General features: G+C 60.2%; 21 protein-coding genes. 8 read left to right on the forward strand and 13 right to left on the reverse strand.

All coding sequences use genetic code 11. From position 1 onward, the window contains the following. Positions 1 to 95: 95 nt before the first annotated feature. The 3 genes from LVD08_RS15230 to LVD08_RS15240 all read right to left on the reverse strand — a co-directional run bounded on the left by LVD08_RS15230 (position 96) and on the right by LVD08_RS15240 (position 1408). On the reverse strand, positions 96 to 434 hold the full coding sequence (locus LVD08_RS15230) for an FKBP-type peptidyl-prolyl cis-trans isomerase (protein ID WP_247268555.1): 339 nt from the start codon (positions 432 to 434) through the stop codon (positions 96 to 98). A 99-nt stretch (positions 435 to 533) separates the two neighbouring features. Further along, positions 534 to 998 (reverse strand): hypothetical protein, encoded by a 465-nt coding sequence (locus tag LVD08_RS15235; RefSeq protein WP_115990137.1) that lies wholly within the window; start codon positions 996 to 998, stop codon positions 534 to 536. Between the two features lie 101 nt (positions 999 to 1099). Continuing rightward, positions 1100 to 1408 (reverse strand): RcnB family protein, encoded by a 309-nt coding sequence (locus LVD08_RS15240; protein ID WP_027613230.1) that lies wholly within the window; start codon positions 1406 to 1408, stop codon positions 1100 to 1102. Between the two features lie 423 nt (positions 1409 to 1831). Here LVD08_RS15240 and tcuC point away from each other — a divergent pair, with 423 nt between their 5' ends. Next, entirely contained in the window at positions 1832 to 3124 is a 1293-nt protein-coding gene (gene tcuC / locus LVD08_RS15245; protein WP_027613231.1) for an MFS transporter, read from the forward strand. 12 nt (positions 3125 to 3136) lie between these two features. Continuing rightward, positions 3137 to 3904 carry a substrate-binding domain-containing protein gene (locus tag LVD08_RS15250; protein ID WP_183782735.1) on the forward strand — a complete coding sequence of 256 codons (768 nt, stop codon included), beginning with the start codon at positions 3137 to 3139 and terminating at the stop codon, positions 3902 to 3904. On the opposite strand, the gene LVD08_RS15255 is transcribed toward LVD08_RS15250, so the two are convergent. Then, on the reverse strand, positions 3894 to 4808 hold the full coding sequence (locus LVD08_RS15255; RefSeq protein ID WP_097088034.1) for a LysR family transcriptional regulator: 915 nt from the start codon (positions 4806 to 4808) through the stop codon (positions 3894 to 3896). The two genes, LVD08_RS15250 and LVD08_RS15255, sit on opposite strands and share 11 nt — an antisense overlap. 189 nt (positions 4809 to 4997) lie before the next feature. Here LVD08_RS15255 and LVD08_RS15260 point away from each other — a divergent pair, with 189 nt between their 5' ends. Next, positions 4998 to 6806 carry a monovalent cation:proton antiporter-2 (CPA2) family protein gene (locus LVD08_RS15260; RefSeq protein WP_096795893.1) on the forward strand — a complete coding sequence of 603 codons (1809 nt, stop codon included), beginning with the start codon at positions 4998 to 5000 and terminating at the stop codon, positions 6804 to 6806. A gap of 188 nt (positions 6807 to 6994) precedes the next feature. On the opposite strand, the gene hcnC is transcribed toward LVD08_RS15260, so the two are convergent. The 4 genes from hcnC to LVD08_RS15280 all read right to left on the reverse strand — a co-directional run bounded on the left by hcnC (position 6995) and on the right by LVD08_RS15280 (position 11343). Next, complete coding sequence (gene hcnC / locus LVD08_RS15265) at positions 6995 to 8254, reverse strand: cyanide-forming glycine dehydrogenase subunit HcnC (RefSeq protein ID WP_247268556.1); 1260 nt, start codon at positions 8252 to 8254, stop codon at positions 6995 to 6997. Then, positions 8247 to 9656 (reverse strand): cyanide-forming glycine dehydrogenase subunit HcnB, encoded by a 1410-nt coding sequence (hcnB, locus tag LVD08_RS15270; protein ID WP_247268557.1) that lies wholly within the window; start codon positions 9654 to 9656, stop codon positions 8247 to 8249. Before hcnB ends, hcnC begins: the two co-directional genes overlap by 8 nt. Next, complete coding sequence (gene hcnA / locus LVD08_RS15275; RefSeq protein ID WP_027613237.1) at positions 9653 to 9967, reverse strand: cyanide-forming glycine dehydrogenase subunit HcnA; 315 nt, start codon at positions 9965 to 9967, stop codon at positions 9653 to 9655. The genes hcnB and hcnA overlap by 4 nt, the downstream gene beginning before the upstream one ends. A 434-nt stretch (positions 9968 to 10401) precedes the next feature. Then, positions 10402 to 11343, reverse strand: coding sequence for a hypothetical protein (locus LVD08_RS15280; RefSeq protein ID WP_027613238.1), 942 nt, complete (start codon positions 11341 to 11343; stop codon positions 10402 to 10404). Between the two features lie 307 nt (positions 11344 to 11650). Here LVD08_RS15280 and LVD08_RS15285 point away from each other — a divergent pair, with 307 nt between their 5' ends. Both LVD08_RS15285 and LVD08_RS15290 read left to right on the forward strand, forming a co-directional pair. Beyond that, complete coding sequence (locus tag LVD08_RS15285) at positions 11651 to 12334, forward strand: response regulator transcription factor (RefSeq protein ID WP_027613239.1); 684 nt, start codon at positions 11651 to 11653, stop codon at positions 12332 to 12334. Further along, positions 12312 to 13706 (forward strand): sensor histidine kinase, encoded by a 1395-nt coding sequence (locus tag LVD08_RS15290; protein ID WP_064587057.1) that lies wholly within the window; start codon positions 12312 to 12314, stop codon positions 13704 to 13706. The genes LVD08_RS15285 and LVD08_RS15290 overlap by 23 nt, the downstream gene beginning before the upstream one ends. 244 nt (positions 13707 to 13950) lie before the next feature. Here LVD08_RS15290 and LVD08_RS15300 read toward each other — a convergent pair whose 3' ends face one another. Both LVD08_RS15300 and LVD08_RS15305 read right to left on the reverse strand, forming a co-directional pair. Continuing rightward, entirely contained in the window at positions 13951 to 14361 is a 411-nt protein-coding gene (locus tag LVD08_RS15300) for an SRPBCC family protein (protein WP_247268558.1), read from the reverse strand. Between the two features lie 30 nt (positions 14362 to 14391). Then, complete coding sequence (locus LVD08_RS15305; RefSeq protein ID WP_247268559.1) at positions 14392 to 15189, reverse strand: SDR family NAD(P)-dependent oxidoreductase; 798 nt, start codon at positions 15187 to 15189, stop codon at positions 14392 to 14394. 312 nt (positions 15190 to 15501) lie between these two features. On the opposite strand from LVD08_RS15305, the gene LVD08_RS15310 reads away from it, so the two are divergent. Next, complete coding sequence (locus LVD08_RS15310; RefSeq protein WP_096795888.1) at positions 15502 to 16161, forward strand: methyltransferase family protein; 660 nt, start codon at positions 15502 to 15504, stop codon at positions 16159 to 16161. Between the two features lie 181 nt (positions 16162 to 16342). On the opposite strand, the gene LVD08_RS15315 is transcribed toward LVD08_RS15310, so the two are convergent. Together LVD08_RS15315 and LVD08_RS15320 are read right to left on the reverse strand one after the other, a co-directional pair. Then, positions 16343 to 17011, reverse strand: coding sequence for an HAD-IA family hydrolase (locus LVD08_RS15315; RefSeq protein ID WP_247268560.1), 669 nt, complete (start codon positions 17009 to 17011; stop codon positions 16343 to 16345). Between the two features lie 78 nt (positions 17012 to 17089). Beyond that, positions 17090 to 17503: a response regulator gene (locus tag LVD08_RS15320; RefSeq protein ID WP_027613245.1), complete on the reverse strand. Its 414-nt coding sequence runs from the start codon at positions 17501 to 17503 to the stop codon at positions 17090 to 17092. A gap of 199 nt (positions 17504 to 17702) precedes the next feature. Between LVD08_RS15320 and LVD08_RS15325 the strand changes: the two genes are divergently transcribed. Both LVD08_RS15325 and LVD08_RS15330 read left to right on the forward strand, forming a co-directional pair. Beyond that, entirely contained in the window at positions 17703 to 18644 is a 942-nt protein-coding gene (locus LVD08_RS15325) for a class I SAM-dependent methyltransferase (protein WP_247268561.1), read from the forward strand. A gap of 355 nt (positions 18645 to 18999) precedes the next feature. Continuing rightward, positions 19000 to 22380, forward strand: coding sequence for a hypothetical protein (locus LVD08_RS15330; protein WP_247268562.1), 3381 nt, complete (start codon positions 19000 to 19002; stop codon positions 22378 to 22380). A gap of 150 nt (positions 22381 to 22530) precedes the next feature. On the opposite strand, the gene LVD08_RS15335 is transcribed toward LVD08_RS15330, so the two are convergent. Beyond that, positions 22531 to 22887 (reverse strand): DUF6124 family protein (locus LVD08_RS15335; protein WP_247268563.1); only part of this gene is annotated, 357 nt, incomplete at its 5' end.

Raw genomic sequence — 22887 nt, forward strand, 5'->3', positions numbered from 1 at the left:
GGTACATCTACTTCCCCCAGGCCCCACCACTGCACTGGGCGTGAAAGCCGCTCGGATTCTCAGGCTTACGAGAGGCGGTCATTACTGCATCCGCCTCAATCCTCCCGCGTCAAAACCTCCAACAATTCAATCTCAAACACCAGATTCGAATTCGGCGGAATCTTGCCCATCGTCCGCTCGCCGTACCCCAAATGCGCCGGCACCAGCAGTCTGCGCTTGCCGCCCACTTGCATGCCCATCAGCCCCTGATCCCAACCCTTGATCACCCGGCCCGTGCCAATCACGCACTGGAAAGGTTTGCCTCGGCTGTGGGAAGAATCAAACTCGCTGCCGTCTTCCAGCCAGCCTGTGTAATGGGTGGTAATCAGCGCGCCTTTGACGGCAGCCTTGCCCTCGCCCACCTGGAGATCGATTACCTGCAGTTCATCATTCATGACATTCACTCAATCGCTTAACTGGCGGGCGTTTTCCCAGAAATGGCAGCTGTTCGCAACTCATTAACCAATGATTGGCGGTTTATCGAGTGGAAACACTCAATCAGGAGGCAAGCCAAACACAACGCCATTGAAAGTATGGGTGCAACACTGGCAATGGGGTTTCATCTCCTCGGCCTTCAAGTCCGGGTTGACGATTTGCAGACGCTTTTGCTCATCGACGTACAGGCCATTGAAGTAGCTCGACTCACCCAGTCGCACAATGTCCTCGCGATCATCTTCATGGATGGACACCATCCAGAACACTGGCTCCGGACGATCAAGGCGCGCCAGCGCCTCACTGTAAATCTCATCCCAGTTACCTCCGACGCGAGATAACAGAAAGCGAAATAATGGCGTGTAATCGTAGCCGTGATGCTTGATTCCATGCATCGAACCCCGCGTCGCCTCGCTACGCCTCTCGGCTTTGGTATTACGCTCATTCCGATAGTGACTGCCCTGATTGTTGCGCCAGACATTGTGAGCAGTGGTATTTACTTTGCGATAAAGCGGTTTCTTTTCCAACGATTGCTCCTGACATCCAGTCACTCGAAACGCCCTTCGCGTTTTACCCGAATAGCGCCCGAATGCAATCGACCGTCCATGGCCAATTGTTACCGAAGTGCTTAACGCTCGACAGGTTGCATCTCGACAATGGTGCCATTGGTGATCATGACCATCACGTACTTGTCATTGATCTGCACCCACTGCGCCTGATCGACCGGCGCTTTCAAGCCCTTCTGTTTCCAGTTTTTCAACGCTTTGTCGCTGCGCTGATAAATGTCTGGAGCCCGGTCGTTGACCTTCAATTCGCGGTCGCTGGTCGGCGACTGGACCGTGGGTTCGCTTGAGGTTTGCGCCGCTTGAACAAGTGGGCTGATCCCGGCAATGCCGGCGACCAGGGCCAGGCTGGCGATTAGGGTTTTGCTGTTCATCGGTGAACCTCCTTCAGATGTGTGATACCTGAACTCCGACTGCGGAGGACTGGAATCATTCCTTGTTTTTGCGTGGACTGGCCAGGGATTGTAGTTATCTGTGAGGCCGCTATCGCTGGCAAGTCAGCTCCCACAGGTTTGCTTGGTGTTGCAGGGACAGCGGGTACACCGCAAAAACTGTCGGAGCTGGCTTGCCAGCGATGACATCGGTACATGCAGCATTTTCATTACCTGAACCACCGCTTTCGCGAGCAGGCTCGCTCCCACAGGAAGTGGTGTTTCAGGGGATTGATCCGCTTTGCGCATCAATCCATGCCAACAATGCAATTAACATCCTGTTACAGCTGCGCGACCATCCGCCGCAATAACAACCGTGCGCCGCTTCCACGTCGCGCACGTCATAAAAGCGGTGGAGATTTTTCTATGACAGCCTCAATCCCACACGGCGGCTCGCGGGCCGGCGCCATTTTCCGGGTCACCTCGGGCAACTTCCTCGAACAGTTCGACTTCTTTCTGTTCGGCTTCTACGCCACGCAGATCGCGGCGGTGTTCTTCCCGGCGAGCAGTGAGTTCGCTTCCCTGATGATGACCTTTGCCGTATTCGGTGCAGGCTTTCTGATGCGTCCGCTGGGCGCCATCGTGCTGGGTGCGTACATCGATGACGTCGGTCGGCGCAAAGGGTTGATCGTCACCCTGTCGATCATGGCCAGCGGCACGATCCTGATTGTGCTGGTGCCCGGATACGAGACCATCGGTCTGTTTGCGCCAGCGCTGGTGTTGATCGGACGGCTGTTGCAGGGCTTCTCCGCCGGTGCGGAACTGGGCGGTGTTTCGGTGTACTTGTCGGAAATCGCCACCCCTGGCCGCAAGGGCTTTTTCACCGCTTGGCAGTCCGCCAGTCAGCAAGTGGCGATCATCGTCGCGGCAGCCTTGGGCTATGCGCTGAACGCGTGGATGGCGCCGGATGTGGTTGCCGATTGGGGCTGGCGCATTCCGTTTTTCGTCGGTTGCATGATCGTGCCCTTCATCTTTTTCCTGCGGCGTAACCTGGCGGAAACTGAAGAGTTCGCCGCACGCAAACACCGCCCGAGCATGAAGGAAGTGTTCCGCACGCTTGGCCAGAACTGGGGCGTGGTGCTCGGTGGCATGTTGATGGTCGCGCTGACCACCACCGCGTTCTACCTGATCACCGTGTACGCGCCGACCTTCGGCAAGACCGTGCTGCACCTGAGCACTTCCGATGCGTTGCTGGTGACCTTGCTGGTTGGCGTGTCGAACTTCTTCTGGCTGCCGATTGGCGGCATGTTGTCCGACCGTGTCGGCCGGCGTCCGGTGCTGATCGCCATGGCACTGCTGGCGCTGGCCACCACCTATCCGGCGCTGTCGTACCTGGTGCAGGCGCCGAGCTTCAGTCACATGTTGCTGTCGCTGCTGTGGTTGTCGTTCATCTACGGCATGTACAACGGCGCGATGATTCCAGCGCTGACCGAGATCATGCCGGTTGAAGTGCGAGTAGCCGGTTTCTCCCTCGCCTACAGCCTGGCGACCGCGATTTTCGGCGGTTTCACCCCGGCGATGTCGACCTTCCTGATCCAGTACACCGGCGACAAAGCGGCGCCGGGTTACTGGATGAGCGTCGGCGCACTGTGTGCGTTGTGCGCCACGTTGTACCTCTATCGCCGCGCAGGCGGCCGTTTGCAACCGGTTGCCGCATAAGGAGCAATCACCTTGAAAAAACTGATCAATCTCAGCGCCATCGCCCTCTTCGCGTTCAGCGCTTTGGCCCATGCTGAACAGCTGAACGTGATGACGTCGGGCGGCTTCACCGCCGCGTACAAAATCCTCGGTCCGAAATTCGCGGCCGCGACCGGCAACACCCTCGACACCCAGCTCGGCCCGTCGATGGGCAAGGCGCCGGAAGCGATCCCCAACCGCCTCGCTCGCGGTGAGCACGCCGACGTGGTGATCATGGTCGGCTACGCCCTCGATGACCTGATCAAACAGGGCAAAGTCGACCCGGCCTCGCGGGTCGAACTGGCGGATTCACGGATCGGTCTGGTGGTGCGTGAAGGCGCGCCGAAGCCGGACATCAGCAGCGTCGAAAGCCTGAAGAAAACCCTGCTCGACGCAAAATCGGTGGCCTACTCCGACAGCGCCAGCGGCGTGTACATCGAGAAGGAGTTGTTCAACAAACTCGGTGTCGAGGATCAACTGAAACCGAAAGCGAAGATGATCCCGAAAGTCCCGGTCGGCTCGGTGGTCGCCACCGGCGATTATCAACTGGGCTTCCAGCAAGTCAGCGAATTGCTGCCGGTGCCGGGGGTGAGTTTTGTCGGCAAGATTCCGGAGTCGGTGCAGTCGGTGACGCGCTTCGCCGCCGGCATCCCGGTCGGCGCGCAGCATCCAAAAGAGGCCAAGGCCCTGCTCGACTACCTCGCCGCGCCTGCCGCCCAGGCTGACGTGCAAGCCACCGGGCTGGATTCGGTCAAGCGCTAAGCGTTGGCGGCTGGACTTTCATTTCCACCACCAGCCGCTCCAGTTCCAATGCCGCCGGGGTCAACGTGCGACCCCGGCGCTTGAGGATGCCGACACTGCGCATCACTTGCGGATCGGTCAACGGCACCCGCGTCAGGATCGGATGATCCGGCCCGGGCATCGCCATCAACGGCACCGCCGCCACGCCAAGCCCCGCCTCCACCAGACCAATCATGGTCGTCACATGCCGCGTCTCGCAGATGCTCGGGCGCTGCGGCACCACGCTGCTCAAGGCCTGATCGAGCAGAAAACGGTTGCCGGACGTCTTGTCCAGCGAGATGTAATCCTGCTGATAGAACTCGTCCCAGGTCACGCTGCTGCGTCCGGCCAAAGGGTGATCGCGCCGGCAAGCGACGACATAGCACTCCTGCACAAGCGGTTCGAAATCGACTTTGGCATCCTGCGTGCCCAGAAAACTCAAACCGAAATCCGCCTCGCCGTTGACCACTGCGCTGAGCACATCGTGGGCGCTGGAGTCGAGGACTTTGACCTTGATTCGCGGAAACTGCTGGTGATAGCGAGCGACCACCCGCGGCATGAAGTAGTACGCCGCCGAGGGTACGCAAGCCACGGTGACATGACCGAGTCGGGTCGATGCGACTTCACTGATGCCCAGCAGCGCCACGTCCAGATCATCCAGCAAACGCTCGACGCTGGGCATGAAGCCACGCCCGGCCTGGGTCAGACTGACTTTGCGCGTGGTGCGCTCGAACAGCTTTACGCCGAGGGCGTCTTCAAGCTTCTCGATGCGTCGGCTCAGAGCCGGTTGTGACAGGCGCACGGTGTCGGCGGCCTTGCGGAAACTGCCCTGCTCGACCACGGCGCGAAAGGCTTGCAGGTCGTTGAGGTCGAAGTTGATGGCCATGGCGGACTCGAAAAGATTGATTCGTGAAGGCTATCAATGTAACCAAATGATGCAACTTATTACAGATTTGATGATATCGCCCTAGTGGGAGCGGGCTTGCTCGCTCCCACAGGGTTTTGTGGTGGATTGACGAGCGGCGCAGCCCTTATCCTTGTCACCCCCCGCCGTACCGCTGTCAGGAGTCAACCCATGCCCCATGAAGGCAACCTGTTACAAGCCGCTGTCGTGTTTCTCTTCGCAGCCGTGCTCACCGTGCCACTGGCCAAGCGTCTGCAACTGGGCGCGGTGCTCGGTTATCTGTTGGCGGGGGTGATCATCGGCCCGTCGGTGCTCGGCCTGATTGGCAATCCGCAGAGCGTTGCGCATATTTCCGAACTGGGCGTGGTGTTGCTGTTGTTCATCATCGGCCTTGAGCTGTCACCCCGTCGCTTGTGGGTGATGCGCAAGTCGGTGTTCGGCGTAGGTCTGGCGCAGGTGCTGCTGACGGCGGCAGTGATCGGCGTGCTGGCGCTGTACGTGTTCGGACAGCCGCTGAACAGTGCGATTGTGCTCGGCCTTGGTCTGGCGCTGTCGTCCACCGCATTCGGCCTGCAAAGCCTGGCCGAGCGCAAGGAACTGACCAGCCCCCACGGGCGACTGGCGTTTGCGATTCTGCTGTTTCAGGACATCGCCGCGATCCCGTTGATCGCGCTGGTGCCGATGCTCGCCGGCAGCGCCCACGCCAGCAGCAACGCGGAAAGCCTGAACCACGGTTTGCAAGTGCTCGGCGGGATCGCCGTGGTGGTAGTCGGTGGACGTTATCTGCTACGCCCGGTATTTCGCGTAGTGGCGAAAACCGGTCTGCCGGAGGTCTCCACCGCCACCGCATTGCTGGTGGTGATCGGTACGGCGTGGCTGATGGATCTGGTCGGCGTGTCGATGGCCCTCGGGGCTTTCCTCGCCGGCCTGCTGCTGGCGGACTCGGAGTATCGCCATGAACTGGAAGCGCAGATCGAGCCGTTCAAAGGCCTGCTGCTCGGGCTGTTTTTCATCAGCGTCGGCATGGGCGCCAACCTGAGTCTGCTGCTGAGTGCGCCGATCACTGTGCTGGGCCTGACGCTGCTGCTGATCGGCTTGAAGTTGCCGCTGCTGTTTGTGGTCGGGCGTCTGGCCGGTGGGCTGACCAAAGTCAGTGCGATTCGCCTGGGTATCGTGCTCGCCGCCGGCGGTGAATTTGCCTTTGTGGTGTTCAAGATCGGGCGCGATCAGGGCCTGTTCGAACCGCGCCTGTATGACTTGCTGGTGCTGACCATCACTCTGTCGATGGCGTTAACGCCGTTGCTGCTGTTGATCTGTGCACGATTGGTCAGCCCGAAAGTGCAGCCAGTGGAGGTGCCGGAGAAATTCCGCGAAATCGACACCGAGGCACCGCGCGTGGTGATTGCCGGCATGGGCCGGATGGGCCAGATCGTGGCGCGGATTCTGCGGGCGCAGAACATCAAGTTCGTGGCGCTGGACACCTCGGTGGAAACCATCGAATTGTCGCGCAGTTTTGGCGGCGTGCCGGTGTTCTACGGCGACCCGATGCGCCCGGAAATCCTCAATGCGGCGAAGGTTGGCGAGGCGGAGTATTTCGTGATTGCCACGGATGATCCGGAGACCAACATCAAGACTGCCGAGATCGTGCGCAAGCTGTATCCGCACATGAAGATCATCGCTCGCGCACGTAATCGTCAGCACGTGCACCGCCTGGTCGATGTCGGCGCCGAAGCGATTCGCGAGACCTATTACTCCAGCCTGGAAATGAGCCGCCGTACCCTGGTCGGCCTCGGTCTGACCCAGGCCCAGGCCGATGCGCGGATCAAGCGTTTCAAACACCATGACGAACAGGTGCTGGAAGCCCAGCACGCGGTCTACGACGACGCGGCCAAAGTCCTGCAAACCGCCCAGGAAGCCCGAGCGGAACTGGCGCGGTTGTTCGAGTCGGATCAACTGGAAGAGGAAGCTCGCAAAGTCTGATCTCCTTGCACAGATCCAAGCTTCAGGCCTGCTGCACTGACGCCTTCGCGGGCAAGCCCGCTCCCACAGGTTTTGTGAACGACCGAAAACCCTGTAGGAGCTGCCGCAGGCTGCGATCTTTTGATCTTGATCTTAAAAAAACAAAATCAAAAGATCGCAGCCTGCGGCAGCTCCTACAGGGGATTGGATCAGGCCAGCTCTAATTCACGTTCTTGCTTGACCGGCGTCACCTCAAACCGATCCGCCAGGAACGGTGTGATATCCAGCGGCAGCGCCTCCTGATTGACCAGTTTGTCCAGCAGCACGCCGGTGATCGCTGAGGTCAGAATACCGGTGCGGAAGTGTCCGCAGGCATTCAGGTAACCCTCCACCCCACGCATCGGCCCGAGGATCGGCAGCTCATCCGGCGAGCCCGGACGCAATCCGGCCCAGGTGCGCTTTAGATTGACGTCCTTGAGTTCCGGCAGGCACCGCACCGCGCCCTGCACCAGTCCGGCGATTTCCGGGTAGGTGGTGGTGACGTCGAAGCCTTTGTCTTCGGTGGTGCTGCCGATCAGGATTTCTCCGTTGTCCTTCTGCGCCACATAGCAATCGCTGGTAGTCAGGCAGCCGTTGAGGATTTTCGGCATGCGCTCGGTCAGCAGGATCTGGCCCTTGACCGGTTTCACCGGAATCCGCACACCGGTGGCCCACTCGCTCAAATCCGCCGCCCAGGCGCCGCCAGCGTTGATCAGCGTCTTGCAGTGGAACACGCCCTCCTCGGCCGTCTGCACGCCAGTCACGCGGCTGCCGTGGTGCAACACACCGGTGACGTTGGTGTTGACGAAGATATCGACGCCATTCTGCCGCGCGCCTTCCATGTAGGCATCGGCGAGACGGAACGGGCTGACCTGGTGATCGCAGAGAAACTCCAGCGCGCCGCGCGCCTCGTGGCTGACGCTCGGCTCAGCCTCGCGCAGCGCGGCCTGATCGAGCCAGCGCACCTGATCGGCCAGATGCGGAATGCAACTGACGATGTGCTCGGCGTAGAGCCGGTCTTCGTCGTCATAGATGACGAACTTCAGCCCGGTCTTTTCGAACTTGAAATCCATCCCGTGCCTGTCCTTCAGCTCGCGATGCAGCGCCGGGTACAGCGCATTGGACTGCAAGGCGAAATCGAAGAAGGACTCCGGCAGGATGTGCGGCGTAGTGGCGTCCACCGCGACCGCCGCGCCCTGGGTTTCGCGCTTGCGGTTGGCCGACATCATGCGGAAGAAAATCACCCCGCAGCCCAGCCCCACCGACTCACCGATGGCCCACAAGCCTCCGGCCGAAGCGCGGGTCGCGTTGCCCGGGCGCTTGGCGTCGATCACCGCCACCTTGAGGCCCTGGCGCTTGGACAATTGATAGGCGCAGGACGCCCCGATCACGCCGCCGCCGGCAATGATCACGTCATAGAACTTACTCATGGGATGCGGCCTCCGTGCCGACGGACTGGAACGCGGAAAAAGGGATCGGATCAATCGGGAAGCGCGGACGCAGCCAGCCGACGTCCTTGCGCCCGGTGGCCTGACGCAGACGGTCGCTGCAGTAGCCGACACACATCCGCCCCTGACAATCGCCCATGCTGACGCGGGTGCGCATTTTCAGGCTGGCGATGTCTTGCACACCCTGCTCCAGTGCCAGATCGATGTCCGCGCGGGTGGCGTGTTCGCAGCGGCAGATCACGGTGTCGGCGGCCGGCAAAGCGGTCTGGCCGACACCGCGTTCGGTGTAACGGTCGACGGCCGCACGGAAGCGCACGATTGATTTGAGTTTGCCCAGATAACGATCGCGCCGTACCCGTGCCAGTTCTTCTTCGATCACCCCGCGTTGCAGGAGGATCGAGGTGGCGGCGATCTTGCCGGCAAGCATCGCCGCTTCACCGCCGCGAATCCCGCCCATGTCACCGGCCAGATGCACGTGCGGCTCGTTGCTTTGCTGCCAGTTGTTCGAATTGGCGCGCAGGTAACCGTCGTCGCTGAAACCGTGATCGAGGCCCATCTGCTGACTGAGCTGGGTGCGCGGAATGAAGCCGTAACCGACCGCCAGGGTCTGCGCTTCAAAGCGCTCGATGCGCGTCAGATCAGGCTCCCAACTGGCCGAGTACGGCGCGACAGTGACGCTTTTCAGCTCGCCGTCGCCGTGGGCTTCGACCACGCCCCAGCCGTAGTTCATCGGGATGCCGTGCAGTTTAAGGTAAGCAAGCATGCTCAAACCGTCGAGGAACAGCTGCGGCTTGTTCAGCAACGCCAGGCTTTCGCGGGCGATCTTGCCGAAGGCGCAGGCTTCGTACACGCCCGCGACCTTGACGCCGGACGCGTGCAGCTGCGTTGCCACCAGTGGCAGCAGCGGCCCGGTGCCGGCGATGATCACCGGCCCTTGCGGCTTGACCACGCCACTTTTGATTTGCAGTTGCAGGCCGCCGAGCATGATCACCCCCGGCAGGGTCCAGCCGGGGAACGGCACGCTGCGTTCGTGGCAACCGGCGGCCAGCAGCAATTGCGGATATTCGATCTCGTGCAGCTGCTCGTCGCCGTCGAGCACCACCAGCGCGCGGGTGCCTTCGGCGCCGACCACGCGATGATTGAGGCGCACGTCGATCAACCCGGACTGTTCCTGGAAATCACCGTGCAGTTTGCTCAGGGCTTCGGAATAGCGCGGCCCCAGATAATCCAGTTGCACGCCGTCGCGCAGTGGCCCGCGATAGACCACGCCACCAAGACGCGAGGCCTCTTCGAGCAAGGTGCAGCGCACCCCATGACGCGCCAGCTCGATGGCCGCCGCCATTCCCGCCGGGCCACCGCCGACGATCACCGGTTGCAGGCTCATACGACCTCCTGCTCGTTGATGCGGTTGACCTGGGTTTCGATCTGCATGCCGTCGCGCACCACGGTCTGACAGGCACGGCGCTTGTGGCGGCCGTTGATCTTCACCAGGCAGCACTGGCACACACCCATGCCGCAGTAGGCGCCGCTGATCTGGCCATGGTCGTTGCGTGCGACCTGGCGCACGCCAAGGGACTGGATAACGCTCAGGACGGTTTCGCCAATGGCCGCCGTCACCGGTTGACCATTGATGTGGACGGTCATATCCGCCTGGGTCAGGGGCTGGATATCGAAAGTGCGTTCTAGGCAGTGCATTACGAAGTTCATCCGTGAAAAGGTTCAGGGGGAAGGTATTGCGTCAGCTCCTTGCTGCTCTACACCGTGCGGCCCGTTTAATTGTTCGATTACAGGCGGGCTCGCGGGTACTTCGTCAGCGCAGCAAAGTGCGCGTGAAGCACTGTAGTTCAAACCTCAGCGAAGGCCTGGAACATTTACGTTAGGGGAAGTTACAAACGCGAATATTGATCCAGGCCAGTGAAAGCGGTCGGATTGTTCAACGATTCGGTTGAAGAAGACGAATGGTGCACGCCAGAAAGCAAAAAGCCGCTTTCACCGTGAAGTGAAAGCGGCCGAGGCATGGGCCTCAATGGAGCATTGGAATCAGTGTACGAACAGGGCGATCAGGATGATGATCGGGATTGGCACACCGAGGAAAAACAGTAATAGAGAGCGCATGGTGATTCTCCTTGTTAACGGACTGGAGGCAGAGTGGTCGTGGTGGCGTAGGTCTCGACTTCAACGTACTCGACCGCATCCCGGCGACGACCGCCGAAGGTGGCTGCGAGACTGGCGAAGAACGCACCGGCCAGCAACGCGATGAACATCCACAGCGAGGTCCAGGCAGCAACTTTCGCAGCGGTGTCGGCAGCCTGTTGGGCTTTGACTTTGGCGTCGGCGATGGCCTTCTGAGTGCGGGCATACACTTCATCGACACGCTTCTCGGCGTCGGCCTGGCTCAGATTGGTTCGTTGTGCGACAAGTTGCGCGAGGTAGGTACGGTCTTCTGGACTGAGTTGGCCGTTGGCCAGGCTCTGGGCGAAGATCCGCGCTACGGCGCCATGGGCGGCATCATCACTGACCGATGCTGGACGGTCATCGCGGAACAGATTGTCGATGTAGTAACCGTACTGATTGCTGTCGGTGTTGGCCGCTGCGCTACCGGCAGCCTGAGTCGCGGCTGCCGCTGCGCCACCGGCGACACTGGCACCGGCCTGCACACCGCCACTGATCACACTGCTGACCGAGCCGACTACCAATACTGCGGTGACCAGCGTGGCCACACACCAGGCGAGGAAGCCATGGGCAGTATCACGAAAATACACTTCATCCCCGTGCATGTTGGCCCACTTCACCCGCAGGCGACCGGCGATGTAGCCACCCAGACCGGAGGCGATGATTTGCGTCGCCGCCAGCCAGACAATCGTCGAAATCCCCAGACCCTTGGCGCTGATGCCCTCCCCGGCCCAAGGTGAAACGGCAGAGAATCCCAAACCGAAGCCAAGCAGCACTAAAATCATCGACAGTGCTGCGGCCGCCGCTGCGCCCGCGAAAATCGCGCCCCAGGACACGCCTGACACGTTGCTCGACTCTCCTTCGAAGGCAGGATAAAACCCATCAGAGGATCTATTCATTGTTGTAGTGCTCCAGGCATGAAAAATGGTGTTACAACTCGTCACGAGATGAATTGCAGCGACCGTGCCAGTCGAGAGCCCGAAATAAATTCTTCAATTTCAATGATTTAAAAAGACTGAACTTCTACATTCATTGCAATTTGCAACAATGGACGGAAAGCAGCGGGTTTTATGCATTGACGCCAACGCCGCGAAGCGCCCCGAATTGACGTTTGTGACAGGCTATACATGAAAGTTAATTTAAAGCGCGACGCAAAATACTTGGCAAAATGCAGCCATTCCGTTTGAACCGATCAAGGCCTGCCCTATGACGCGTATTTTGACCATCGAAGACGACGCCGTGACTGCCCGTGAAATCGTTGCCGAACTCAGCAGCCACGGCCTGCAAGTGGATTGGGTCGACAATGGCCGCGAAGGCCTCGACCGCGCCGTCAGCGGCAACTACGACCTGATCACCCTCGACCGCATGCTGCCGGAACTCGATGGCCTGGCGATCGTCACCACCCTGCGCACCATGGGCGTGGCCACGCCGATTCTGATGATCAGCGCGCTCTCCGATGTCGATGAGCGCGTGCGCGGCTTGCGCGCCGGTGGCGATGATTACCTGACCAAACCGTTCGCCACCGACGAGATGGCCGCACGCGTGGAAGTGCTGCTGCGCCGCCAGAACAGCGTTGCCACCCAGGCCACCACGTTGCAGGTCGCCGACCTCGAACTGGATTTGATCAGCCACGAAGCACGTCGCGCCGGGCAGGTCCTGACGCTGCTGCCCACCGAATACAAGCTGCTGGAATTTCTCATGCGCAACAGCGGGCAGATCCTGTCGCGGATGATGATTTTCGAAGAAGTCTGGGGCTATCACTTCGACCCGGGCACCAACCTGATCGACGTACACATCGGTCGTCTGCGCAAGAAGATCGACGCGGCGGGCAATGTTCCGCTGATTCGCACGGTACGGGGCTCGGGTTATGTCATTGCCGAACCCGTCTGACGGCTGGCGCTCCTCCAGCAGCCGCTTGCTGGCGCTGTACAGTTCGCTGTTCGTGGCCTGGAGCGCGATCCTCATGGGGGTCATGTATTTCGAGGTCTCCAGCTATCTCGATAACCTCGCCAAGCATTCGCTGATGCAACGTCAGCATCTGTTTTCGCACTTTCGCGGTGAACAACTGGAAGAAGCGCTCGCCGCCAGCATGACCTTTGACATCCGCGGCATCGACGCCTATGGCCTGTTCGACGCCCAGGGCGTTTACCTCGGCGGTGCCTTGCAGCAACTGCCCGAAGGCCTGCCGCTGGATGGCAAGATCCACACCCTGGATGACTGCGCCGATTCCGATGACCCGACCCTGCCCGCCGACAGCTGCGACGCGGTGGCGACTCAGACCCGCGACGGTCGCTGGCTGGTGTTGTTGCGCGATAACGGTTCGTTGTTCGCCGTGACGCGGATCATTCTGCACGCGTTGTTCTGGGGGGTATCACTGACGATTCTGCCGGGGATTGCCGGTTGGCATCTGCTGCGCCGCCGACCAATGCGCCGCATCCGCGCGATTCAGGACAGCGCCCAGGCGATTGTCGCTGGCGACCTGACCCACCGTTTGCCGCTGTCCAACCGCCGCGACGAACTGGACATGCTCGCCGCCATCGTCAACGCCATGCTCGATCGCATCGAACGGCTGATGCATGAAGTCAAAGGCGTGTGTGACAACATCGCCCACGATTTGCGCACGCCGCTGACGCGTTTGCGCGCGCAGTTGTATCGCATGCAACAGCAGGCTGGTGAGGGTTCGCAGGAAGCGGCGCAACTGGATCTGGTGCTGGCCGAGGCCGATACGCTGATGGCGCGGTTCCGTGGGTTGCTGCGGATTTCCGAGCTGGAAGACCGTCAGCGGCGCTCAGGTTTTGTCGAGCTCGATCCGGTGCAACTGCTGGAAGAACTGCATGAGTTTTACCTGCCACTGGCCGAGGAAGGCGAACTGCTGTTCGTGCTGAACATGCCGGAAACCCTACCACCGCTCAATGGCGACCGGGCGTTGCTGTTCGAGGCGCTGGCCAATCTGTTGAGCAACTCGATCAAGTTCACTCCGGCGGGCGGTACGGTGATTTTGCGTGGTGTGAATGACGGCGGGCACACGCGGATTGAAGTCCACGACTCCGGCCCCGGGATTCCCGAAGCCGAGCGTGAGGCGGTGTTCCAGCGTTTCTATCGGGCCGAGGGTGGACAACCGCAGAGTGGCTTTGGCCTGGGTCTATCGATTGTCGCGGCGATTGTCAGCCTGCATGGCTTCAATCTTGAGGTGGGCAGCAGTGAGCTGGGCGGTGCAAAACTGGTGCTGGATTGTCGGCAGAGTTTGATTTCGCAGTCCTGAGAATCACCGTGCTGCATTGTAGGAGTGAGCCTGCTCGCGATATCGGTGGGTCAGCCAACATAATTGTTGAATGATCGACCGCTATCGCGAGCAGGCTCACTCCTACAATCCGCGATCCTGAAAACAATGTGACCCTCTGTGGGAGCGGGCTTGCTCGCGAAGGCGTCGGGTCAGTCGACATCGTTATTGGATGACCCTCCGCATTCGCGAGCAAGCCCGCTCCCACATTCAGATCTTTGTCAGATCAGGCTGGGTAATTGGCCCGCAGGGCTTGAAGGCCACCCTGATAGATGCCGGTGAACAGCGCCACCACTTCTTCCTCGCTCACGCCTTTGGCGTTGAAGCGTCCCGACCACGTCACTCGAGCGCCCTGCCCTTGAGCTTCAACCTTGATCGTCGCCAGATAGTCAGTCGCCGGGAACGGTGCCTGTTCGATCGAGTAGCTGTAGGTCCTGGCAGCGTTGTCGAACGCTTGCAGACGCTCGATCACCACCGCGCCGTCGGCGGTTTGCAGGGTGCGCACGCGTCCGCCTTCGCTCAGCTCACTCTTGGGAATCAACGGCAGCCAGTCCGGCAGCGTGTTGAAGCCGCCGATCAATTGCCAGACCTGATCGGCCGAAGCCGGGATGTCGATCGTTGCTGATGCAGTTGCCATAAATAAACGCTTCTCCAGAGTCTTCGCGGTTCAGATCGCCATACTGTCGACTACACCGCCATCGACGCGCAAGGCCGCGCCAGTGGTGGCGGAGGAAAACGGCGAAGCGATGTACGTGACCAGATGCGCCACCTCCGCAACGTCGGCCACCCGCTGGATGATCGACGTCGGCCGCGCTCGGCGCACAAACGCATCAGCCTCTTCACGCAGATTACGGCCGGACTCGGCCGCAGCATCCTTGAGCATGTGTTCCACGCCACCGGTAAAGGTCGGCCCCGGCAGGATCGCATTGACCGTCACACCGGTGCCCGCCAGACGCTTGGCCAAGCCATGGGACACCGCAAGGTTGGCGCTTTTGGTCACGCCGTAATTAAGCATGTCGGCCGGGGTCGCCACACCGGATTCCGAGGACAGGAAAATCACCCGTCCCCAGCCCTGCTCGACCATCGCCGGCACGTAATGCCGCGACAGGCGCACGCCGGAAATCACGTTGACCTCGTAGAAACGCGTCCACTCGCTGTCCGGGGTGTCGAAGAAATCCACGGCGTCGAAAATGCCGAGGTTGTTCACCAGAATGTCTGCGCGCGGTTCAGCGGCGAACAGTTTTTCCGCACCTTCGGCAGTGCCCAGGTCGGCCGTCAGACCGCGCAATTGCGCACCCGGCACCTGCTGGCGAATGCTCGCCAGCGCTTGCTCGACCTTGGCCGTATCACGCCCGATCACCACAACCGTGGCTCCGGCCTCGGCCAGTGACTGACTGATGCCCAGACCAATGCCACCCGTGCTGCCGCTGACGATGGCCAGTTTTCCACTCAAGTCGATTTTCATGGGTTCACCTCTTCGATGGGCATTACACGGACAAATAGAAGGAATGGATCAGCGTAGACGCGATGTTGGCCGGATGAAGGCGTTGCCGACCAAAGACTGGTCACGACCGATCCGACGCCTTCGCGAGCAAGCCCGCTCCCACTTGGGATTATCGGTGGATGGAGGCTCTCGGGCTGGCCCGGATCAAGGGTGGGAGTGGGCTTGCTCACGACGGGGCCGGGACATCCGGCATCAATGGTCACTGACCCGACGCCTTCACGGGTTCAGCGGCGTCCTACACTGAAAGGATCAGCCGCTTTTCAAGAGATGACCATGAAAATGTCTGCGCAAATGACCGTGGTTGCGGTGCTCGCCACCCTCGCCTACCTGGGCCTGGCGGTATGGGGCATTGGCGGGCCGGCGGTGTTCTTTTCGCATGGGGCGCTGGTGCTGGTGGCGCTGGCCACGGTGCTGATGGTGGTGGCGTCGCTGTTCACCGATGTAAACATGAGCTCGGGCGAGCGCGAGGACCGCGCCAATCGCTGGGTGATTCCGGCGTTCGGCGTGATCGGTCTGGTCAGCGGATTTCTCCCGGCGTACTGCGACCGCATCGACTTCTGGACCTTCGGCGCTGAAGGCGTGCGCTGGCTCGGCGCCTTGCTGTTTATCGTCGGTGGCACGCTGCGGCTGTGGCCGGTGTTTGTGCTGGGCCGTCGGTTCAGCGGCCTGGTGGCGATTCAGCCGGGGCATCGGCTGGTCACCGACGGCATTTACACACGCCTGCGCAATCCGAGCTATCTGGGGTTGGTGGTCAACGCCGTGGGCTGGGCGCTGGCGTTTCGTTCCAGTGTCGGGTTGATTCTGGCGGCGCTGACGCTGATTCCACTGATCGCACGTATTCACTCGGAAGAGGCGCTGCTGCGCGGGCAGTTTGGTGCGGAGTACGAGGCTTATTGCGCGCGCAGCTGGCGATTGTTGCCGGGGGTTTACTGACGCCATCGCCAGCAGACTGAACTGGCTCCTGCAGTGTTGGATAGCGGGCAACATTTACGGCCCGACATTGCCCGAATGTGGGAGCGGGCTTGCTCGCGAATGCGCTGAATCAGTCGACATCGCATGCAGCTGAAAGACCGCATTCGCGAGCAAGCCCGCTCCCACAGGGGACTTTGTAGTGTCAGGCCTTTTGCAGGTGCAGTTGACCTTGGCTGTCGACAACGACGCTCAGCGGCTCATAACTGTCGATAGTCGCGTGGCGGGTTTCGAGGGGATGCTGGTGCGTCGTGGTGATGATCATCAGCGCTGCACCTGCCGCTTCAGCGGCCTGAATACCGACAGTGGCATCTTCGAAAATCAGGCAGTCGCCAACCTCAAGCCCCAGGCGCTTTGCGGCCAGACGATAACCCGCCGGATCAGGTTTGCCAGCCGTCACATCCTCCGCCGTGATCATCACTGCTGGCTCGCAAATCCCCGCCGCAGCCATCCGCCGCAACGCCAGAGCCCGTGGCGCCGAGGTCACCATGGCCCAGCGTTCGACAGGCAGGCTGGCGAGAAACGCCGCGGCCCCAGGTATCTGCACAATCCCTTCGACATCATCGATTTCCGCCTGCGCGATAAACGCCGCTTGCGCCTCGGCGTCCACTTCCGGCAGGTTCAGCCGGCGGATGGTGTCGATGGCACGAGCACCGTGGATGGTCGGCAGGAAACGCTCGACATCAACCCCGTGGCGCTCAGCCCACGCTGCCCAGACTCGCTCGGCAGCAGCGATGGAATTGAGGACGGTGCCGTCCATGTCGAACAGGAACGCGCCGAACGCGCGATCAAAGACGTTATCGTGAGCAGACAAAAGGTCGCATCCTTTGACAGAACTGGGCGGATTGGCCGGGCAATGTAGCATTTTTACCCGGCAGTTCGACCCGCCACCTCAGTGCAGACGTGGCGCCTTGGACTTGAAAGCGCTGTCGACACAGTCAAGCAACTGGCCGATCGCCCAGGGCTTTTTGATGAACGCCACCGGATGCTTGACCCCGGAAGTTTCCGGGGTTTCATAACCGGACATGACCATCACCGGCTTTTCCGGCCAGCGGTCGCCAACCAGATTGGCCAGCCCGGCGCCGTTGATTTCACCGGGCATGGTGATGTCGGTCAGCAGCAACGCGACATCCGACGCGTGCTTTTCCAGATACAGCTTGGCGGCATCCGCGCTGGTTTGCGGCTCGACCTTAAAACCTTCCTCCTGAAGAATTTCGCAGAGAAACTCCAGAATCAACGGGTCGTCCTCAACCACCAGAATCAACCCGCCAGGAAGGAGCGCGCTCGGTGTCGGTGTTGGACTCATGAACTGGCACTCCCTGAATTGCATTAACGACTTAGCGGCTCGAATCCGCTGCTTATCTGGTATGAGCAGCGCGCCCTGCATAAATTCATTTTTGATACAGGTCTTTTCTTAACAGTGGTCAATCGCCTTGGCTGACGGGCGTTCGTCAGGCGGTTTTTGTGGTTAAAATGCCGGCCCTTTTGCTTGCCGACCGTGACTGATGAACCCTGAAGCCCTCGCCACCCTCCGCGCCCATCTGCTGCCTGCACTGGCGGCCGCACCGAGCGAAACCCGTCGCCTGTTCCATGGGCGCGGGCGTTGCTGGCCGGGGCTGGAGCAAGTGACGGTGGACTGGCTGCAAGGCGTGGTGCTGGTGTCGCTGTTCAAGGAGCCCGCGCCGGAACAGCTCGAAGCCCTCAAGCAATTGCTGCTCGACCTCAGCACCTCGGCCGAATGGCAAGAGTCCGGTGCCCACACCTTGCTGGTGCAACATCGTTACCTGCCGCAGAGCACCGCCGAATGGCTGCTGGGCAATGAAATCGACGAGATGAGCATCGTCGAGGGCGGCTTGCAGTACCGCGTCGACCTGGGCCGCAAGCAAAACGCCGGGCTATTTCTCGACATGCGCTACGGGCGCAACTGGGTGCGTGAGCAGGCCGCAGGCAAACGCGTGCTGAACCTGTTCGCCTACACCTGCGGGTTTTCCGTGGCAGCAATCGAAGGCGGCGCCAGCCATGTGGTCAACCTCGACATGTCCCGCGCCGCACTGAGCCGCGGTCGTGACAATCACCGGCTGAACGGGCATGACCTGAGCAAGGTGAGTTTCCTCGGCCACGACCTGTTCAAGTCGTGGGGCAAGGTGATCAACAGCGGCCCGTACGACCTGGTGATCATCGACCCGCCATCGTTCCAGAAAGGCAGTTTTCTGCTGACCAAGGATTACCAGCGCGTATTGCGTCGTTTACCGGAATTGCTCACGGCAGACGGCACGGTGCTGGCGTGCATGAATGATCCGTCATTTGGTTCGGATTTTTTGATCGATGGCGTGACGCAAGAGGCGCCAAGCTTGCGCTTTGAGCAGCGGCTGGAGAATCCGCCGGAGTTTCCGGATATTGATCCTGAGAGCGGTCTGAAGGCGCTCGTCTTCAAACGCCTCGACTGACCCGACATCCCGCGAACCCCGCTCATCCCTGTAGGAGTGAGCCTGCTCGCGAAGACTGACTCACCGGCAACCCATTTCTTCAGAAGGACAAAACCCGCCGCGCCGATCAACCGGGGCGGCGGGTTTTGTCGTTCAGGCCGAGATCAACCGTCCCCACCTACAATGCGTGCTCACTGAGCATGCCGCTGACGACTTTCGCCCTGTCCTGCCCGCGAACAATCACCCCGGCGCCTCACGACCGTTCATCGCAAATACCTCCTCACCTGTAATTTCTGACAGTAGCCAGAGCCGTCATCTTCAGCGCTGAATAACTCCACGCCCTTTGTCTCCCGACAGTTCGCACGGAGTTCCGACCATGCTCGTTCAGCCCAGGATGAAAATCTCTGCCCCCCATTCATTGCTGGACCCGATAGTGCTCGGGCGCCTCCTGCCTTCCGGCCAGTGGGGAATTAACCGGGCGGCGGTGTTCACTTTTCCCGACCTCGGCCTGCTTGTCGTCATCCCCGTCTGGGCCAGCAAGGCTGTCGGAGATTCCGTCAAGCTGCTGCTCAATGGCCGTGAGGTCGACGGGCGTCCCATCATTGACGAGACCGAGCTCAAGCAACCGACCCTCTTGTGGGTGGCTCCCCGTCATCTGCAGACCGGTTCTTACGAACTCACCTACGAAATCAAACAGCCCAATCAAAAAGAAGAGCGTCCGGACAAGCCCCTCAACCTCTTCGTCAAACTGGAACTCCCCGCTGGCCAGGACATCGACCCGGGCCCTGGTCACTCCAACCTGTACATGTACATTCCCCCGGAAATCGTGAACGGCGGGGTGGACAAAGACGTTGCCGAAGCGGGAGTGCCGATTGTCATCAGGTCCGAGTCCGGCAGCGGCTTGCCTTACCCTGACATCGCGAAGGACGACGTCATTCATCTCAGTTGGGGTGGCTTTTTTGAGTATTCCACACCGGTGACCCAGGCGCAGATCGACGATCCAGCGGCAAACCCGATATTGATCACGGTCTCTAAAGCCACTATTGAACGGGCTGGTGACACCGACCTCTTCGGTCTGGCGGTCACCTTCAAGGTGCGCGACATCGTCGGTAATGAATCGGAAGACTGGTGCAAGGCAACCCGCATCGTCGTCACCACCGGCATCGACCTGCTGGCCGCACCGATTGTTCAGGAGGCTGTCAACAATGAACTCGACGTCGATAAACAGGGCGACAACGACATCACGGTGCATGTCACGGCCGACCGACCAGACTTCGAGATGGGTGACATCATCCACTTGACCATGCTCGGCACCACCACGGAGGGCGAAAAAGTCGAAGTCACCGCCCCGCCCCAGACCGTCGACAATATTCCGCATAACTACGAGTTCAAGCTGTCCATTGCGGCCGTGCGTAAACTGGTCAATACCCAGGTCAGTTTCTTCTATCGGCTGGAACGCAGCGGCAACAGTGACCCGTTACGCTCAAAAAGGCAGTTTGTACAAGTCACCGGCGCAGCCCACCGCCTGGCCGCACCGATCATCGAGGAAGCCGAGGGAGAATTCATCGATCCCACCGAAACTCAAATCAACGTCCGCATTCCGTTCGATCCGGCCATCGAGTACGGCATGGGCATTGAGCTGTTCCTGTTGGGTAAACGTCCGGACGGCAGCACCTTCCTGCCTGAGTTGGAGTGGCACATTCCGGAGGAGGATGAAGTCGAGAATCCCGAAGGTTTTGTCATCACCGTCGATGACTACAACCTCAAGCTCCTTGACGGCGGAACCCTGGAGGGTTGGTACGACCTGCTGATAGCCGAGGGCGACGAGATCCTCAGACGGGAATCGCTGCACACGAAATTGCTCAATGTGGGTGAACCGAAATTCGAGCTGGACGCCCCCATTGTCCTCGGGGTGGCGAACGGCTTCCTCGACCCGGCCACACTGCCCGGCGGTACCAGTAAACTGACCATCCCCAGGCCTGTGGTGAAGCCATGGGTAGCCAACGACGAGGCCTCCTGGAAGTGGGTGGGCGACATCTCCGGCGAGGAACCCGGGTCCCGCACATTCAATGCCGTAACCGCCCAGCAAGACTGGGTCATCAACCTGGACGCCGCCTTCGTCGCCCAACACATCGAACCGAACCGCGGCAGCAAGATCACCGTCCGCTACCAGCTCTGGCGGTATGCCACCGATGAGACCAGCCTTTCGAATCCGTTGGTGTTCACCGTGGGCGTCGCGCTGGAACTGCTCGCCCCCTGGATCAAGGAGAACAACGGCGATAGCGCACTCAACCCGCTGCTGGTCAGGGACACCTTGACCATCGTGGTGCCGGACAACAGCGAGTTGCTGCCAAACCATGCAATCAGCGTCACCTGGACTGGCGCTGACGGCACGCCGGCCGGCGGGTCGCATACCTCAGTGCCGCGCGCGGTAAGCGAAGGGCTTGAGTTTGCGATCCCCAACAGCGTGGTGGCGTTCAATCTGGGTAAGCGGGTAAAAATCTCCTACGTCGTCATCATTGATGGTCATCCAACACCGTCCCGGGTATTTGACCTGACGGTGCAAGCAATGCCGCAGAGCGCGCTGGCCAGCCCCACCATCGAGCAGGCCGACAACGACGGCGCCGGCCCGGAACTGCATACCGGCAACCTGACCCAAGCGTCCGTACGCATGGGTGACTGGCCGCTGATCGCCCTCAACCAATACGTCTGGTTGCGTCTGCACGGGACCAATGCCGACGGCAGCGCCTACCTGCGCGAGATATGGAGCGCGCCGACGGCCGGCACCAACCCCGACTGGATCGCTGACCAGTTCTTCACTGCTCCGCTTCCAGCCGATGAACTCAACGCTCTGCAGGATGACAGCAGCCTGGAATTGGTGTTTAAAGCGGCGCTTGGTCAGAGCACGGTGGAGAGTGAGGCGTTGGAGTTTCCAGTGCGTACTTATACGATCAAAGCGATTGAGGATGTGCGGCCAGAAATTACCGGATCGAAAGACTCCAAAGGGAATGAGATTCTTCCGGGCGGTACGACTGGCGACACCTCAATTACGCTTGAGGGCACCGGAGCTGTAGGACAGGAAGTGGAAATCTTCGACGGTGCTACCTCCACTGGCAAAAAGCCCAAGGCTGACGACAAAGGCAAATGGACGGTTGAACTGACTGGGCTGACAACTACAACGCATTTGTTCAAGGCCAAGGCATTGTATGGCAGCGGGACGGAGTCGGAGGTGTGGACGCTGACCGTGGCCGACCTCGTTGACCTCGTCGAGGATTTTCATTCATATACAAGCCTGTCTCTCAGAACACCAGGAGAATCCACAGCAGGGACAAACACCCGAGTAACGCTTGATGCAATCTACGGGGGGACGCACGCCCTCAACCATTCGCTTGTCTTGACCAAAGATTGGCGGATCCTACGGGCAGCTGCGTATACCGATACTCGTCAAAACATAATTACGTACTCCTTAAAACTGAAACAAGGAATAGCCAAGAGTGCGATCCTGAACGGACAGTATCTGGGATTTGATACTGGGCATGGCCACATCAAGCTTGAGTTTCTACTGGATGATGCTGTGGTGGACTCAATGGTGTTCTACGACGGTCCCTTCAACGACCCTGGAGTATCATTTAATAGAGAAGTCGCCCCAATTGACGACCAGGTGTTCAATACACTCAAGTTCGAGTTCACGGTATTGAGTTCAAGCGACCAAAGAAATTGGTTTGATCTACATATAGTCACTTTCAAAAGCCAATGAATAAGAATGAATGAGGGGACGGATTTATTTAATGCCAATCGCGAGCAGGCTCACGCCTGCAAGGGATCTTTGTCGGGCACAAAACCTGTGATCAACGCAGATCCACTGTGGGAGCGGGCTTGCTCGCGAAGAGGCCAGAACTGTCAGCGCCTATTCCTTTGGCACAACATTATCCAGCGCCCGATTCACCGCCAGCTCCCCCAGCATCACCACCTGCGCAATGCCCAGCGCCGTATTGCGACTCGGCCCCTCCAGCGTGCCGGCGAAATCACCGAGCATGACCGTGGCCGAGGCCAGGGATTCGCAGGCGTTGGCCAGCAGGGATTCGGTATCGGTTTGTGGGTTGACCAGGAACATGCTGCTGGGGGTGTACGGCGTTGCCATGATGTGCGCGGGCGCGAGGTAGTGGTCGAGGGCGCGTTCGGCGGCTTCGTGAAGTTTTCTGGAGTTGAGGGATTCGTAGGGTGATAGCGGGTCTGTGATTGGCGGATTGGGCTTGGTTTCGGA

The organism is Pseudomonas sp. YL2 (assembly GCF_023063025.1).
GTDB lineage: Bacteria > Pseudomonadota > Gammaproteobacteria > Pseudomonadales > Pseudomonadaceae > Aquipseudomonas > Aquipseudomonas putida_A.

Excerpts from the sequence above, each read along its gene's own strand:
- LVD08_RS15240 (WP_027613230.1), bottom strand. The coding sequence starts at position 1,408 with ATGAACAGCAAAACCCTAATCGCCAGCCTGGCCCTGGTCGCCGGCATT.
- LVD08_RS15330 (WP_247268562.1), top strand. The coding sequence starts at position 19,000 with ATGCTCGTTCAGCCCAGGATGAAAATCTCTGCCCCCCATTCATTGCTG.
- tcuC (WP_027613231.1), top strand. The coding sequence starts at position 1,832 with ATGACAGCCTCAATCCCACACGGCGGCTCGCGGGCCGGCGCCATTTTC.
- LVD08_RS15325 (WP_247268561.1), top strand. The coding sequence starts at position 17,703 with ATGAACCCTGAAGCCCTCGCCACCCTCCGCGCCCATCTGCTGCCTGCA.
- LVD08_RS15290 (WP_064587057.1), top strand. The coding sequence starts at position 12,312 with ATGTCATTGCCGAACCCGTCTGACGGCTGGCGCTCCTCCAGCAGCCGC.
- hcnC (WP_247268556.1), bottom strand. The coding sequence starts at position 8,254 with ATGAGTAAGTTCTATGACGTGATCATTGCCGGCGGCGGCGTGATCGGG.
- hcnB (WP_247268557.1), bottom strand. The coding sequence starts at position 9,656 with ATGAGCCTGCAACCGGTGATCGTCGGCGGTGGCCCGGCGGGAATGGCG.
- LVD08_RS15310 (WP_096795888.1), top strand. The coding sequence starts at position 15,502 with ATGAAAATGTCTGCGCAAATGACCGTGGTTGCGGTGCTCGCCACCCTC.
- LVD08_RS15280 (WP_027613238.1), bottom strand. The coding sequence starts at position 11,343 with ATGAATAGATCCTCTGATGGGTTTTATCCTGCCTTCGAAGGAGAGTCG.
- LVD08_RS15260 (WP_096795893.1), top strand. The coding sequence starts at position 4,998 with ATGCCCCATGAAGGCAACCTGTTACAAGCCGCTGTCGTGTTTCTCTTC.
- LVD08_RS15230 (WP_247268555.1), bottom strand. The coding sequence starts at position 434 with ATGAATGATGAACTGCAGGTAATCGATCTCCAGGTGGGCGAGGGCAAG.
- LVD08_RS15285 (WP_027613239.1), top strand. The coding sequence starts at position 11,651 with ATGACGCGTATTTTGACCATCGAAGACGACGCCGTGACTGCCCGTGAA.
- LVD08_RS15300 (WP_247268558.1), bottom strand. The coding sequence starts at position 14,361 with ATGGCAACTGCATCAGCAACGATCGACATCCCGGCTTCGGCCGATCAG.
- LVD08_RS15255 (WP_097088034.1), bottom strand. The coding sequence starts at position 4,808 with ATGGCCATCAACTTCGACCTCAACGACCTGCAAGCCTTTCGCGCCGTG.
- LVD08_RS15305 (WP_247268559.1), bottom strand. The coding sequence starts at position 15,189 with ATGAAAATCGACTTGAGTGGAAAACTGGCCATCGTCAGCGGCAGCACG.
- LVD08_RS15320 (WP_027613245.1), bottom strand. The coding sequence starts at position 17,503 with ATGAGTCCAACACCGACACCGAGCGCGCTCCTTCCTGGCGGGTTGATT.
- hcnA (WP_027613237.1), bottom strand. The coding sequence starts at position 9,967 with ATGCACTGCCTAGAACGCACTTTCGATATCCAGCCCCTGACCCAGGCG.